The organism is uncultured Hymenobacter sp. (assembly GCF_964242765.1).
Taxonomy (GTDB): Bacteria; Bacteroidota; Bacteroidia; order Cytophagales; family Hymenobacteraceae; genus Hymenobacter.
Genome location: NZ_CAXTBM010000098.1, coordinates 1 through 14683 on the forward strand (window position 1 = coordinate 1; position 14683 = coordinate 14683).

At 52.4% G+C, this 14683-nt stretch carries 11 protein-coding genes; 6 read left to right on the top strand and 5 right to left on the bottom strand.

What is annotated here, in order from left to right:
* The 5 genes from ACFE7X_RS23545 to ACFE7X_RS23565 all read left to right on the top strand — a co-directional run.
* Positions 1-352: PQQ-dependent sugar dehydrogenase (locus ACFE7X_RS23545; protein WP_375438127.1), on the top strand; the 352-nt coding region annotated here is incomplete at its 5' end.
* A 101-nt stretch (positions 353-453) separates the two neighbouring features.
* The gene (locus ACFE7X_RS23550) at positions 454-1005 is read left to right on the top strand and encodes a hypothetical protein (protein ID WP_375438128.1); all 552 of its coding nucleotides are present in this window, start codon (positions 454-456) and stop codon (positions 1003-1005) included.
* Between the two features lie 213 nt (positions 1006-1218).
* Positions 1219-1530: a hypothetical protein gene (locus tag ACFE7X_RS23555; protein ID WP_375438129.1), complete on the top strand. Its 312-nt coding sequence runs from the start codon at positions 1219-1221 to the stop codon at positions 1528-1530.
* Positions 1531-2456: 926 nt separating this feature from the next.
* Positions 2457-5231, top strand: coding sequence for a S8 family peptidase (locus tag ACFE7X_RS23560; RefSeq protein ID WP_375438130.1), 2775 nt, complete (start codon positions 2457-2459; stop codon positions 5229-5231).
* A 497-nt stretch (positions 5232-5728) separates the two neighbouring features.
* Positions 5729-5977 carry a hypothetical protein gene (locus ACFE7X_RS23565; RefSeq protein ID WP_375438131.1) on the top strand — a complete coding sequence of 83 codons (249 nt, stop codon included), beginning with the start codon at positions 5729-5731 and terminating at the stop codon, positions 5975-5977.
* 118 nt (positions 5978-6095) lie between these two features.
* On the opposite strand, the gene ACFE7X_RS23570 is transcribed toward ACFE7X_RS23565, so the two are convergent.
* The 4 genes from ACFE7X_RS23570 to ACFE7X_RS23585 form a co-directional block, all read right to left on the bottom strand.
* Entirely contained in the window at positions 6096-6782 is a 687-nt protein-coding gene (locus ACFE7X_RS23570; RefSeq protein ID WP_375438132.1) for a carbonic anhydrase, read from the bottom strand.
* Between the two features lie 45 nt (positions 6783-6827).
* Positions 6828-7514: a TIGR02117 family protein gene (locus tag ACFE7X_RS23575; protein ID WP_375438133.1), complete on the bottom strand. Its 687-nt coding sequence runs from the start codon at positions 7512-7514 to the stop codon at positions 6828-6830.
* Positions 7515-7984: 470 nt separating this feature from the next.
* Positions 7985-8926, bottom strand: coding sequence for a DMT family transporter (locus ACFE7X_RS23580; RefSeq protein ID WP_375438134.1), 942 nt, complete (start codon positions 8924-8926; stop codon positions 7985-7987).
* Positions 8927-9007: 81 nt separating this feature from the next.
* Positions 9008-11302 (bottom strand): aconitate hydratase, encoded by a 2295-nt coding sequence (locus ACFE7X_RS23585; protein ID WP_375438135.1) that lies wholly within the window; start codon positions 11300-11302, stop codon positions 9008-9010.
* Positions 11303-11578: 276 nt separating this feature from the next.
* Between ACFE7X_RS23585 and ACFE7X_RS23590 the strand changes: the two genes are divergently transcribed.
* Positions 11579-12865 (top strand): TlpA family protein disulfide reductase, encoded by a 1287-nt coding sequence (locus ACFE7X_RS23590; protein ID WP_375438136.1) that lies wholly within the window; start codon positions 11579-11581, stop codon positions 12863-12865.
* 89 nt (positions 12866-12954) lie between these two features.
* Here the strand turns inward: ACFE7X_RS23590 and ACFE7X_RS23595 are convergent, their stop codons facing one another.
* Complete coding sequence (locus tag ACFE7X_RS23595; RefSeq protein WP_375438137.1) at positions 12955-14364, bottom strand: cytochrome P450; 1410 nt, start codon at positions 14362-14364, stop codon at positions 12955-12957.
* Positions 14365-14683: the final 319 nt, after the last annotated feature.

Below are 14683 nucleotides of genomic sequence, written 5' to 3' on the forward strand. Positions count from 1 at the left end.
CTACAAGGCCCATTCGGCCCCGTTAGGCTTAGTTTTCAACCGCAGTCAGCAGTTTCCGGCCGAATACAAAAACGATGCTTTCGTGACCATGCACGGCTCCTGGAACCGGGCGCAGCCTTCGGGTTACAAAATTGTGCGGGTACACTTCAACGAGCAAGGCCAGCCCCAACAGTTCGAAGACTTCGTGACGGGTTGGCTGGTGGAAGGCGGCAAATCGGAATTTGGCCGCCCTTGCGCCATTGTGCAAGCAAACGACGGCTCTTTGTTGGTGTCAGACGATGACAATGGTGTGATTTATCGGGTAGCCTATGCCGGCAGTAAAGCCGTGCCTAAAGCAAAGAAGGGTAGCTGAAAATCATGAGCATTGGGAGTTAAAAGGCTTGTTTTGAGAGAAAACGAGGAGCTTTTAATGACTGAGGTTCGTTTTAATGCACAGCTGCCTTTCACTCGTCTATGCCTGCCCTTTCCCCTGAACTACGTAAAGCCCTATTCAACCTTCCTCAACGCGAAAAAGACCAGCTTCTGGCCCGCTTAGTGGCACAGGATTCTGTGCTGACAGAGCAGCTTACGTTTCGGTTGCTAGAAGGAGAAGACGCGCTTGAAATTCGGCGGCAGCGGTTGCGTACGCAGGTCGATGACCCGGTACGCGGCTACCACCAAACACCCAACGACCTGCTCCACATCGTGCGGCAATTACAAGCTCGGCTCGCCTACCACGCCCGCATCACCGGCGACACCTTTGGCGAGATTGAGTTGACGCTACGCTTGCTTACCAATATTTTCCGCCATCAGCCCGCTGCTGTTGCGCAACTGCACGGCCCTACCCAACCGCTACTCCAGCATCTGGCGCGCCGCACACATGACGTGCTAAAGCAAATCAGTAAGCTACACGAAGACTATCACCTCGAGCTAACGCCTGCCCTCAACGAACTCTTAGCGCTCCTTTACGCATCGGCCGCCGCGCCCTTGGCCCGCGAGTTAAACGTTCCGGTAGTAGTTGACTGATATGCCCGTTCAAGATCAAAAGCAGATGTAGTGAAAAGCAAAGCTGCTTGTAGAAAGTGCAGGTTGTTTTCACCAACGAGAACTAGCAGAAAGATGGTTGTTAACTGTCTGACTAGCCTAAGAATGAGTTTAGGTTGGCAGAATAGCGTATCCTTTGCCCATCAAAAGCTGTATCTTATTCTATCCGCATCTAAAACCTACTAGCTGTTCGCCATGTCTACTACTTCCCCCCAGCACGCGCGCGTGCCTCAGCATCTTTCCGACAAAGACATTCGCCAAGCCCTCGAAGATCTGGACACTAAAATCAAGACGCTTCGCAATCGGGCTCATGCTACCACCGCGGGAGCGCCGCACACCTACCACGAACATATTGCTGCTTTGGAAGTGAAGCGCAGCAAACTAGCCGAGAAACTGGGTCCCGTGCCTGCTCACAACGCGCAACCTTCCGACCAAGATCATAGCGCGTGGTCTGAGATATGGCATGGCATCGAGAACCTACGCAACGACCTGCGTAACATCATTTAGCTGAACCTAAACGCACTTTTGTAGCCTTACTCCAAACTCAGAACGAGTTCAAGCAACTCCCCCGTGGTTCGCACAAGCTGTCAAGGCGAGTTAAATTAGGCTCAAATTAAGTTTTCTTGGTGGTCAAAGGACGTCTCTTCGGAGGCGTCCTTTTTTTATTCCAATAACACAGCCCTGATACATCTACACTCATATAATCAACCCGTTACGTCAAGCACATAGCCCTCCGGGTATAGACGTCGTCTGTTTGTTTCAAGCAGGCTACAATCCCTGAAATGCTATTAAGATCAACGTCCAACCCTAACACGACAGAAAATTCCAGTGCTAAGTGTTCAACACACTTTCAAAGTTGAGCATACCAACTCAATAGACAATGAGATATACGCAAAGCACTTGCGTGCTGCATTCCACGCGGAATGCAGCACGCAAGTGCTTTCACCTTTTAACACAAAACCATTCCGGCGAAGTAACCCAGTACTCAATGCGTAAACCCATCAACTATAACCGCACTACTTGAATGAGCTACTATAATTAAATCCCTTTTAAACGGATTTATAATTTTGTTCAAAACAGAAACAATATTGTACAAAACCTCATTAGCTAGTCTAACTAGCAAACTCTCTTTACTCGGTATTTCATAAATTACTACAAATTATGAATTAGTGGTATTATATAAAGTTATTGATATAATTTACCCAATAACGCTCTTTTTAGCTGTTTTTCTTAGTTAGGTTTACTAACTGAAACTTACGCTTCCTGAAATATAGTGCAATCTATGGTTGCAGGTAGCTAACAAGATCGAGCTTTCAACCGCGGGTTTCTTTTGCACTATGAATAAACTATTACCATCGTTTAAATTAGCATTATTCCTAATTTCGGCTTGGATTCCTTTTATGGGAATAGCGCAGTCGTCTTCCGCCCTCCTAATGGCAGGAGTAAAACAAATTACAATTGATGCGCCTACCACGCTTTCTGGCACATTGGTGTTTAAGATCAAGCCGGAATTTCGTCCTCAAGGAGCCTCTAATACTATGGCCGGCCCCGTGCTGGATGTTCTGTTGCGCCGCCTTGGTGCTACGCAGGTGCAGCAAAAATTTCCTAATACAATACGCCCCAACTACGAACGGCCTGGCGCCGTCGACCTAAGTTTGGTGTACCAAGTCTGGTTCAATCAGGAAGCTTCTTTAACCAAGGTGCAGCATGCGCTGCTAGGCACTGGCATGCTGGAGTACGTGGAGCCCCTTTATTACCGCGCCCCGCTCTATCAACCCAACGACCCGCTTGCTGACTCTACACTTGCGACCAGTCAGTATCACCTGAAAAAGATTCGCGCTTTTCAAGCTTGGGACCTGACTCAGGGAGATACTACGGTTTTGATTGGCATTACCGATACAGGCTTTCGGCTTTCGCACCAAGATCTGGCCGGCCAGTGGCAACGCAACTACCAAGACCCACCCGACGGCGTCGATAACGACCACGACGGCTACATCGACAACTACCGCGGTTGGGACTTTGCCGACGGTGATAATAATCCTTCCCCAAACTCGTCGTCGCAGCCCCTCCACGGCGTGCACACAGCAGGAGCCGCTTCGGGCCGGGCCGATAACGGTGCCGGTATTGCTGGCGTAGGATTTAAGTGCCGGTTTCTACCATTGAAAATATATCCGGGCACAACGGGCGGTAGCTTTGCTGGCTACGAGGCCATTGTATACGCGGCCGACCACGGCTGCAAAATCATTAATATGTCGTGGGGCGGCGCAGGAGGCCGCTCCCAGTTCGAGCAGGATGCCATTTCATATGCCGCCATCAACCGCGACGTGGTGCTGGTGGCTGCCGCTGGCAACACCAACGCCGAGCTAGACTTCTACCCTGCCAGCTACGATCATGTGCTGTCGGTTGGCTGGTGCGGAGCCACGGATATTCGGTCGAGCAACGCAACGTACAGTCGCCGGATTGACTTGATAGCGCCTGGTGAAGCTGTATACACTACCTGGGGCGACACGGACGCCGATTATATCCGGGCCAGTGGTTCCTCGTTTTCGGCGCCTTTGGTGGCCGGAGCAGCGGCACTGGTGCGGGCTCGATTTCCGCAACTATCGGCGGCACAAGTAATTGCGCAACTCCGTGCTACTACCGACAACGTGTATAATTTGCCTGGCAACGCCGCTTACCTCGGGAAGCTGGGTACAGGCCGCCTGAACGTGTTTCGTGCCGTACAGGCCAACAACCAGCACGCCGTCCGCCTTACGCAGTGCCTATTTAGTCCTAGCAAACCGGTTTATCAACTCGGCGATACCATACGGCTGACTGTCGAGATGCTGAATCTATTGCAGCCCATACAAAACTTAACGCTTACCGTTACGTCCCTTTCGCCCTATGTAAACGTGCGGCAGGGCACGTTTACCACAACGGCGCTAGGCACTATGTCTAGGGTTTCCAACGCGGCTACCCCTTTTCGGCTAGCAGTAGCGTCGGCCGCACCGGTCAACACCTCTGTAACACTGCGCTATCGTCTCTCTGACCCTATTACCGGCTACCAAGACGATCAGTACGCAACCATACTCATCAACCCGCAATATGTAGTACTGAATGCGGGCAACTTGGCCGTCACCCTTACGCATCGCGGTAGCTTAGGCACCGACGGACTAGGATCTAATAAGGGGGAAGGCGTACGATACCAGGGCGGAAACTCTATGCTATATGAAGGCGGCCTTTTGTTAGGGGCTGGTACTACCCGCATTTCCAGCCGTCTGCGCAACGACCGGAATAGCGTTGACGCCGACTTTTTCACCGAGGTGCAAACCACCTTACACCGCCAGACTACCTATGCCAGCTTAACAGCTACCGGTATACTGCGCGATTCCTTACCAAGTGCTACGCGCAACCGCACTGTGGGGGTGCAGGTGCGGCAACAGGGCAATTCCTGGGCCCAAGGTGTAGAACGTAACTACGTGACGTTGGAATACCAAATTAAAAACGTAACCGCCGATACCCTTAAGCCCCTTTACGCTGGTATTTTCGCCGACTGGGACATGGGCAATTACGCCCGCAATGCAGTGGTTTGGGATTCGGTACGCCATCTTAGCTACGCATATAATGTAGACTCTGCCAATGCTTACGTAGGCGTGCAGTGGCTTCGCGGGGGCACTGTATCGAGTTATGCTATTGATGTGAATGCGCCCGCCAGTAGTGGCTTACGTCTTGCCAACGGGTTCAGTCGGGCCGAAAAAATGCTGACGCTGAACAGCGGCACCCGCCACCGGACTGCGGGCGTAGCCACCGGCACGGACATTGCGCAAGTAGTGGGGGCCGTAATGCCTTTCTTGGCGCCCGCTGATTCGGTTACCGTTACGTTTGCGATAGTGGCGGCGCCTACTCTAGCTCAGTTGCGGACTGCTGCCGACGACGCCATAGCCCGCTACACCCAAAGCCAACTGTTACCCGTACGGCCGTCTAAGGCTCCGGCTACATGGCAACTGTACCCGAATCCTACCGCAGGCCAAGTTCGAGTGGAAGTACCAGCCAGTTTTGGTGGGCAACAGCTAGAGGTACTAAGCGCCCTGGGCCAAGTGGTGAAGCAGCAGACACTAACTGGCTCTACTTCAACGGTGGACTTGCGGGAGTTACCAGCCGGAGTATACATGGTGCGTGTGCACGGCACCGCTGGTAACCTAACCCGACGTGTGCTATTGACGCACTAGAGGTACTAGTACTCGAAGCGCCCAACCAGGAGAAGAACTCTTCTCTCCCGGTTGGGCGCTTTGCTATTGATAATCAACTCTCAAGTCAATGCGAAACCAAATCCTGGGACGGATTTAAAGTTGTTTATTTCTTCGCTATTCCCCAAGTTCCAGCGTGGGTATGACACCATGTGTCTTCCTAATTGCCGTATCCAAATTCTTGATCCAGAATTGAAAACAGCTATAAACCATGCAGGCTCATAATAGGGATAGCCGTTGGCATTAAGTTTTCTTCCCTAGTGAATGCACGCTAATCTTCCCGAGATAAAACACGAAGCTCGACAACTAATTTTTTTAGCAAAACTTCACTGTTGAGCTAAAAGTTTATTTGAGTTCAACTGTATATTAGACAACACATATAGGTATTAATATTCGATTAAACCGCTGTCAAGGGGCTTTTAATTATAAATAATAAGGGCTAATCTTTTTAGAACCAACTAATATCCGTATCTTTGGATATGTCGAAAGTAAAGCTTCCCGTTCCGCCGCCTGTACAGCAATATGCTCGCTGTGTAGATGACAGCCGCCGCCCCTCCGACCACATTGGTGACTGGCCCAAAGCCGGCCATGTGTATCCTATCCAGGTGCGTCGCAACGCACGCACTGGTTTGCCGCAAATCCACGTCTTGGGTTTCTACGCTGAACAACCTTACGGAGCCTTCGCTCGCCACCGCTTCGAGACGGTAGCCGAGGTTTGGCTTAACTAGTAGTTTCAGCCGTTTTCTCGCCACCCTCATTTCCCGGCTGCCTCCGTCTTACCAAGCGGAAGCAGCCGGGTTTCTTTTGCCAGCACTATACAAGCCAGGGTTGGCCCCTATCTTTTTATTATTCCTTCCCTATATTCTCGGCCAAGGTTGCCTTGTACTTGAACATAGGCTTGTCGCTGAGATTATAAATTTGTTGGATGTCGTGCAGAATATCTTCGAAATCCAAGTTCAAGTCTTTCAGCAGACCACTCTTCAAATCAAACACCCAACCGTGCACCGTGGGGTAGCCTTTCTGCAAGTAGCTCTGCTGCACGGCGGCCGTTTTAATCACGTTGACGCACTGCTCCTGCACGTTCAGCTCCACTAGGCGGTTATAGCGGGCAGTGGTATCCTCAATGGCATCCAACTCCTGATGGTGCAGCCGATACACGTCACGGATGTTGCGCAACCAAGGGTTCATGATGCCCAAGTCCTCGGCTTGCATTGCCGCTTTTACACCACCACAGCCATAGTGTCCGCACACCACAATATGCTTGACACCCAGGTGCATTACGGCGTACTCGATAACCGACATTGCGTTCAGGTCGATGTTATTGACCAAATTGGCGATGTTGCGATGCACAAACACTTCGCCGGGTTTTGCGCCCATCAGTTCCTCTGCCGTCACGCGCGAGTCGCTACAGCCAATGTAAAGGTACTCAGGTCGCTGATCGGTGGCTAGGCGAGCCAGAAACTCCGGACCCGCCGCATTATGAGCCGCAATCCACTGCCGATTTCTCTCAAATATTTCGTTGTAAGTCGTCATGTTAGTTGTCAGTTAGATGAGCAAAGCAATTAACGCGAGATAAAGCTACTGATAATGCCAGAAGATACCACCGTCGGCCGGAGTCCAAAGGCTGGCTTTCTGGCCACTAATCTTTAAGGCTTCGTTGGCCCAAGTGTTGCAGGTGTAGAATAGGTTGTAAACCCGACGGGCCTCGTAAAAAGCATCGTAGCGGCCGTAGCTGTGCCCGCTGATGTGCTGTATCTGACCTTGCGCATCGGGCCGGAAGCTTTGTTGGATGAAACGAATTAAGCGCCCATATTCTGCTTCACTTAAATACAGCTTCACGCAATGCGGCCCCACCACGGGCTGGTGATGAAAGGTAGTATGCATGGCCGAGCTGCTTAGCCAAAACATGGCGCGAATAGCAGTACGTAGCTTCAACTCAGCCCAAGTAGGTGTTTCGAGGTAGAAGCCTTTGTCGCCCCAGCCGAAGCCGATATACTGCCGGCTCGTATCGGCGGCAGGAGTATCGGCGTAGCGAATGCTGCGGCTCCAATCTATCTGGTTGTTCCGAACAGGCACCACAATGTCGGTGTGCACCCCGTTGGATAGCACGTAAGCTTCTATGTCGCCGGGTTCGGGTGTGCTGCGCGTGCCCACTGGTATTACCGACAGCACCAGCGTTCCTACTCCATATATTGCCACCACCCCCAACAGCCCCAAACTGGTATGCTTCGCAACCTTTGCTATTTTCTTGATGAATCCGGCCATGAATAGAAGCTTCGCATTACAGTAGAGAATGACTTTATCCCGCCAATACGAAAAAAGTCACCCAGCCGACTCAACAACTTTAGCTAGCCAGTTCAATCAACAACCCGGAGTAGCAATCAACGCTTAAATACAATGTAATCTATTAGACCAGACTTCTGCCCGTACACGTATTCATTTAGATAATTTACTTCCGTTAGCATGTCATTTATTGTTGCTTGACTTTACACTTCCAATAAATATATACTCCCACAAACGGCTATTTGTTGCCAATAAACGGATTAATCAACATTTCCATTGAACGACCTATATTCATAAGGCAGGTTTTGCCGGACATCCTGAATATAGTATAAAGCACTGCCCTAGATTTAAATTTATAGAGTATAAACAAGAGTTTTTCTTACTGAAAATCAACTTTTTTATTTGAAATAAAAGATGTATATACTTACATAACAACTACGTTTTAATCGACATCAGACAGCAACTTCTTTCACAATTATCGGCTTTCTCTTCCAACCAATTAGGATTACGCCTGCTATAACCAATGCAGTGCCTACCATCTGCTCAAAAACAATTCTTTCACCTAGAATAAAGTACGCTTGCATAATGGTGGATACTGGTCCAATACCGCTAATAATAGCCACATTATTTGAACCAATACTTTTTAACCCATAAGACAGCATAAAGGAGGGAATAACGGTAGCAACTACCGCTAGCAATAAGCCATATACCCAAAGTTCCTTCCCAAGTTGGAAAGTTGCCGTTTCGCCCGCCACCGCGAAATGCGCAAATATCCCGCACGTAGCGACTAGCATAGCGTACGCAGTGAACTTAGTGGATCCTATACGAGGAATTACTCTTCCACTACCCACTATATAAATAGCATAAGTTACTGCACACAGAAACACCATAAAACTACCGAAGTAAAAATTCGGATTACTAGAATCAATAGCTAACTCGCCAAAATAAGCTAATCCAATACCAGCGTAGGTAAGCGTTAAAGCCACTCTTTGCACACGTGATATAAGTTGCTTGAAAAAATAAGCATTAATAAATACTGCAAAGGTTGGGTACAAAAATAAAATAAGCCTTTCCAATCCCGCAGAAATATATTGCAGGCCAATAAAATCAAACAAGCTACTCAAGTAATAGCCAATCACACCAAGGCCCAAAACGAAAGCCCATTCTCTTTTGGTTAGCTTTACATTGCTACTCCGGCTGCTGACAACAAAAGCGGCAACTAAATAAAATGGTAGCGAAAATAGCATACGCAGCGTGAGCAACGTCAGGGCATTCGTATGGGTACTTATAAAAGCTAGCTTAACGATAATTGCCTTTGTGGAAAACAGAATGGCACCTACGAGAGTAATAATAAAGCCAGTAACAGAAATGGACTGCTTAACGGTAATGCTCATGCTTAAATTGAATTAAACGATAGCCCATAAAAACAAAAAGCTGCCCTAAACAGAGCAGCTTTTTGTTTTTAGTAGATTTCACTACTTCTGCGACATCTGAGCCGCACCTGCCTCTTTCAAACGGATCAGGTTCAGGGCCGAGCCGGCTTTAAACCACTCAATCTGTCCCTCATTGTAGGTGTGGTTGAGGGTAATGAGGTCGGTATCCCCGTCGGAATGGTGCAGGCGTGCTTGCAGCGGCTGGCCAGGCTGAAAGTTGGTCAAGCCGAGGATGTCGATGATATCATCCTCCTCAATCAAGTCATAATCAGCCTTGCTAGCAAAGGTGAGTGCCAGCATCCCCTGCTTTTTCAGGTTGGTTTCGTGAATACGCGCGAAGCTCTTCACGATGATGGCGCGCACGCCCAAGTGGCGCGGCTCCATAGCGGCGTGCTCCCGGCTAGAGCCTTCCCCGTAGTTTTCATCACCAACTACCACCGAGCCAATACCTTGGGCTTTATAGTTTCGTGCTACGGCCGGTACCGGCGAGTAAGGCGTACCCGAAGTCAAAGCATCTTTCACCGAATTAGCCTCGCCGTTGAAGGCGTTGGTTGCTCCGATGAGCATGTTGTTGGAGATATTGTCGAGGTGACCACGGTATTTCAACCATGGGCCGGCCATCGAGATATGGTCGGTGGTGCACTTGCCTTGGGCCTTGATGAGCAGACGCAACCCTTTCAGGTCGGTGCCTTCCCACGGCTTGAAGGGGTCGAGCAGCTCCAAACGGTCGGAACCGGGGTCCACAATAACTTGCACCGAAGAGCTGTCAACGGCGGGAGCTTGGTAGCCGGCGTCTTCTACGGCGTAGCCTTGGGGCGGCATTTCGAGGCCGTGCGGTGCGTCGAGCTTCACTTGCTGACCGTCTTTGGTGGTCAGCGTATCCACGAGCGGATTAAAGGTCAAGTCGCCGGCAATAGCGAAGGCCGTTACGATTTCGGGCGAAGCCACGAAAGCGTGGGTGTTCGGGTTGCCGTCGTTGCGCTTGGCAAAGTTGCGGTTGAAGCTCGTGATGATGGAGTTTTTGCGCTTAGGATCGTCGGTGTGGCGCGCCCACTGCCCGATGCACGGACCGCAGGCGTTGGCCAGTACCACACCGCCCATTTGGGCGAAAGTGTCCAGCAAACCGTCGCGCTCCACGGTGTAGCGCACCAGTTCCGAGCCGGGTGTTACCGTAAACTCGGCATTCACGGTCAAGCCCTTGCTTACGGCCTGGCTGGCGATAGAGGCGGCGCGGGTGATGTCTTCGTACGAAGAGTTGGTGCACGAACCAATCAAACCTACTTCCAGCTTCTCGGGCCAGCCATGCTCGCGCACTGCGGCTGCAAACTGCGAAATCGGCCAAGCGGCGTCCGGCGTGAAGGGGCCGTTGACATGGGGCTCCAATTCGGAAAGGTTGATTTCAATGAGTTCGTCGTAGTACTCCTTGGGATTAGCAAATACCTCGTCATCGGCGCGGAGGTGCTGTGCTACCGTGGAAGCAAGGTCGGCAATTTCGGCCCGGCTGGTGCCGCGCAAGTAGTTGGCCATGCTTTCGTCGTAGGCAAACACCGAAGTGGTAGCCCCAATTTCAGCGCCCATGTTGCAGATGGTAGCCTTACCCGTGCACGACATGTTCTCGGCACCCTCGCCGAAATACTCCACGATGGCACCCGTACCGCCTTTCACGGTCAGGATACCGGCTACTTTCAGGATTACGTCTTTGGGAGCCGTCCAGCCCGAAAGCTTACCGGTTAGTTTCACGCCAATAACCTTTGGGAATTTCAACTCCCAGGCCATACCCGCCATTACGTCGACGGCATCAGCGCCACCTACCCCGATGGCAATCATGCCCAAGCCACCGGCGTTGGGCGTGTGCGAGTCGGTACCGATCATCATCCCGCCGGGGAAGGCGTAGTTTTCGAGTACCACTTGGTGAATGATACCGGCGCCGGGCTTCCAGAAACCGATGCCGTATTTATTGGAGACCGAAGCCAGGAAATCGTATACTTCTTTGTTTTCGGAGTTGGCAATGGCCAAATCCTCGTCGGCTCCTACTTTCGCCTGAATCAGGTGGTCGCAGTGCACGGTGCTCGGCACGGCTACTTTGGGTTTGCCGGCTTGCATAAACTGGAGCAGCGCCATTTGGGCTGTGGCGTCCTGCATGGCCACACGGTCGGGGGCGAAATCGACGTAGGAAACACCGCGCTTATAAGCCTGCGAAACCGAGCCGCCGTACAGGTGAGCGTACAGGATTTTTTCAGTCAGGGTAAGCGGACGACCAACGGCAGTACGAGCAGCTTCGATGCGGGAGCCCATGCCAGCATACACCGCCTTGATCATTTCTAAGTCAAACGCCATAATGCGAAAAGGAAAAATGTGGAGGGAACGGACCTACTTAAGAGCAGGTACGCAAATATAGGCGCCTGGTATGGCGCGTCCCAAAATTTCTGGTCTGCGCTTTTTCACGAAGCTTGTGCGTGCTGCTTTGTTAAACAAAACAGTTGGCATGCCCCCGCTCTGTGAGCTTGAACTGCCCCGAACCGGCGCTTCGTGCTACCTTGGCGCTCCACCTTATTAAACCAAATTCGGTGGTTAGTAGTTTAGCGCCGAACAAATTGTCTTCTCAACCTGACTATGTCTCTCTCTTCGCTTTTCCAAAAAGTGTTTCTTGGTGCCAGCCTCATGCTTGTTGTAGCTGCCTGTAGCACCGACTCTTCCTCTGACAATCAAGCTACTACCAACAATACGACCACGCCTCTCACTGCCGGCACTTGGCGAGGTGTACTCTCCGCTCAAGGTCAGGAAATCCCGTTTCTGTTTGATGTAGCAACCGACGGCGGCAAGCCTACCGTCACGCTGCTCAACGGCGAGGAGCGCCTCAAGCTCGACGAAATCAGCACCGCTGGCGACTCCACCACTATTCGTTTGGGCGTCTTTGATGCTGCTTTGGTGATGCGGGCCGATGGCAACGGTAAGTTGAAAGGCGCTTGGGTGAAGTATGATGGCAAGGAGCCGTACCGGGTGCCGTTCGTGGCCACTAAAGGCGAGCAGAAAGTTTTTCCCGTAGCGGTCAATCAGAAGCCCGCTTCGTTTGATGGCACATGGAGTGTCACTTTCAAAGGTGACGATGGCGAAACCTATCCTGCCGTAGGCGTATTCAAACAGACCGGCAACGACATAACCGGCACCTTTCTGACTTCTACCGGCGACTATCGTTATTTGGCGGGGCAAGTTAGCGACAACACCATGAAGCTGAGCACCTTCGACGGCAGCCATGGCTTCCTTTTCACTGCCAACCGACTCAGCGACACGAACACCACCATCAATGGAGACTTCTACAGTGGCAAATCTGGCCACGAGACCTGGACTGGCCGCCTCGATGCTAATGCCAAGCTGCCCGATGCTAACGCCCTTACCGGCATGAAGCCCAACCAGAAACGCCTCGACTTTAAGTTTCCCAGCATTTATGAAGGCGGCAGCATCTCCCCCACCGACCCCAAGTACAAAGGCAAAGTAGTGGTGGTGCAAATCCTCGGCTCCTGGTGCCCCAACTGCATGGACGAAACCAACTTCCTGGCGCCTTGGTACGAGAAAAACAAGCAGCGCGGCGTCGAAATCATTGGTCTGGGCTATGAGCGCACGCCCGACCAGAAGCTAGCGTCGCAGAAGCTGCTTAAGATGAAGCAGCGTCTCAACGTCGGCTACGACCTAGCCGTGGCGGGTATGGCCAACAAGGATTCGGCCAGTGCCTCGCTCCCGCAGCTAGCCAAGGTCCTGGCTTTCCCTACCACCATCTTCCTGGATAAGAAAGGCGAAGTCCGCAAGATTCACACCGGCTTCTCTGGTCCCGGCACCGGCAAATACTACCAGCAGGAAACCGACGAGTTCGAGAAAACGGTGGCTGGCTTGCTGGCGGAATAAGCCGGGCTGTTTGTATTCCTCAAAAGAGGCGAATAGAAACTATTGCTAGCAGTGGTTTCTATTCGCCTCTTTTCTAAAAGCATCTAGGACTACAGCCGCCGAAACCGCAGGGGCACTTCTCCTTGCGGACGCAGCGTCACGAGAGGCATAAGTACTGCGGGGGTTTCTGTGGTAGGCTCGACACTGAAGTGGCGTAGAGTTTCCAGCAACACTAGCTGTATCTCAGTAAGCGCGAAGTGGTTGCCAACGCACAGGCGCGGGCCGCCACCGAAGGGCAGATAGCCGTACGTAGGCACCGCAGGAACAGCACCCGGCGCAAATCGCTCGGGCCGGAACGCTTCGGCATCGGGCCAGAGGGCGGCGTGATGGTGCAGGCCGTAGAGGTAGAGCGAAAAGAGCGTGCCCTTCGGAATAGGCTGGCCCCGAAACTCATCGTCTTCCAAAGCTACTCGGTCCAGAATCCAGGCGGGCGGGTAGAGACGTAGCGTTTCCTGCACCACGCACATAGAGTAAGGCAGTTGAGACAAGTCGCTGAAGTCGGGGGTGCGGCCGGCTAGTACGGCACTCATTTCGATGCGCACCTTATCGGCTACTGCGGGGTTGTGGGCGAGCAGATAGAACAACCAGCTTAGCGCATTGGCCGAAGTTTCGTGACCAGCTACCAAGAGTATGTTAACTTCATCGAGCAGTTGATCTTCCTGCATAGGCTCCCCGGTGTCTTCGTAGCGGGTGTCGAGCAGCATTTGCAACAGGTCGTCGGGGGCTTGGGCGGGGTCGGTGGACGGGTGTTGGCGGCGCTGCCGGATGTAGCCCCGAATTAGCTCGCGCAATTCCCGGCTGAGTTCGTCGTGGCGACGGTAACTGCCCCGAGCGCGAAACCACGGCCGCAAGTAAGGCTGCCGTACGGTGCGCACGTAGAAGGCTTGAATTCGGGTTAGAATATCGGCTAGCCGCTCCCCTTCTGCTTCGGAGAGGCTGGCACTGAACGCGGCCCGCGCCACAATGCGGAAGGCTACCCGCGTCATGGCTTCGTGAATATCGACTACCGCCGCGCCGTCGGGCGGGGCAGTGCGGACGGTCAGTTCGGCGGTCCATTCCTCGGCGGCCGTTTGCATCAGGTGGGTCAGGCCGGCCAGGCGCTGTCGATGAAAGCCCGGCTGAATCAGGCGGCGCTGCCGCAGCCAGTCGGCGCCTTCGTTGGTGAGCAGCCCGCGGCCCAAGTAGCGAATCAGGCCGTGCGTGAGGTCGGACTTCAGGTAGCGGCGGTGATTTTTCTGGAGAATGTGCTGCACCAACGCCGGGTCGCGCGTGACCAAGCCCGGCCGGATGCCGCCCAGATATACTCCTACCGTATCGCCGTATTCGGCCAGGATGCCGTTGAGCCTGCCAATAGGGTCGCGGGTGAAAGCCACTGAGCCGAGCAAAGTGCGCCAGCGTGGCACCCACGGCACCGGAGTTTTGGCGGGCGGCGCAACAGATTCAACGGGAGAATCAAGCATATCTGAATTAGCTGGAAAAGAAGCCGAGCGGCTACAAGTGTACTACCTAGCCAGCAGATATTCCGCTACGTGGCCGTATTATATCTACATCCCAGACAACACAAAACGGCAACTGGTGCGTACACAACCACTGGCAGGCTACCCATACCAATGGCCCGCCGACGTTCTGCTCTCCTTCCTTTCCTGAAAACCAAACTAACTCCTTATGTGGATTCAACAGAAAACCACCCCTGCTCCTCTCGATGAGCTTCAAGGCCGCACAGTGGGCTTGAAGTTCGAGTGCAACCAGTGCCACACCGAAGTATTTACGGATTTGCTC

Excerpts from the sequence above, each read along its gene's own strand:
- ACFE7X_RS23550 (WP_375438128.1), top strand. The coding sequence starts at position 454 with ATGCCTGCCCTTTCCCCTGAACTACGTAAAGCCCTATTCAACCTTCCT.
- ACFE7X_RS23555 (WP_375438129.1), top strand. The coding sequence starts at position 1,219 with ATGTCTACTACTTCCCCCCAGCACGCGCGCGTGCCTCAGCATCTTTCC.
- ACFE7X_RS23560 (WP_375438130.1), top strand. The coding sequence starts at position 2,457 with ATGGCAGGAGTAAAACAAATTACAATTGATGCGCCTACCACGCTTTCT.
- ACFE7X_RS23565 (WP_375438131.1), top strand. The coding sequence starts at position 5,729 with ATGTCGAAAGTAAAGCTTCCCGTTCCGCCGCCTGTACAGCAATATGCT.
- ACFE7X_RS23570 (WP_375438132.1), bottom strand. The coding sequence starts at position 6,782 with ATGACGACTTACAACGAAATATTTGAGAGAAATCGGCAGTGGATTGCG.
- ACFE7X_RS23575 (WP_375438133.1), bottom strand. The coding sequence starts at position 7,514 with ATGGCCGGATTCATCAAGAAAATAGCAAAGGTTGCGAAGCATACCAGT.
- ACFE7X_RS23580 (WP_375438134.1), bottom strand. The coding sequence starts at position 8,926 with ATGAGCATTACCGTTAAGCAGTCCATTTCTGTTACTGGCTTTATTATT.
- ACFE7X_RS23585 (WP_375438135.1), bottom strand. The coding sequence starts at position 11,302 with ATGGCGTTTGACTTAGAAATGATCAAGGCGGTGTATGCTGGCATGGGC.
- ACFE7X_RS23590 (WP_375438136.1), top strand. The coding sequence starts at position 11,579 with ATGTCTCTCTCTTCGCTTTTCCAAAAAGTGTTTCTTGGTGCCAGCCTC.
- ACFE7X_RS23595 (WP_375438137.1), bottom strand. The coding sequence starts at position 14,364 with ATGCTTGATTCTCCCGTTGAATCTGTTGCGCCGCCCGCCAAAACTCCG.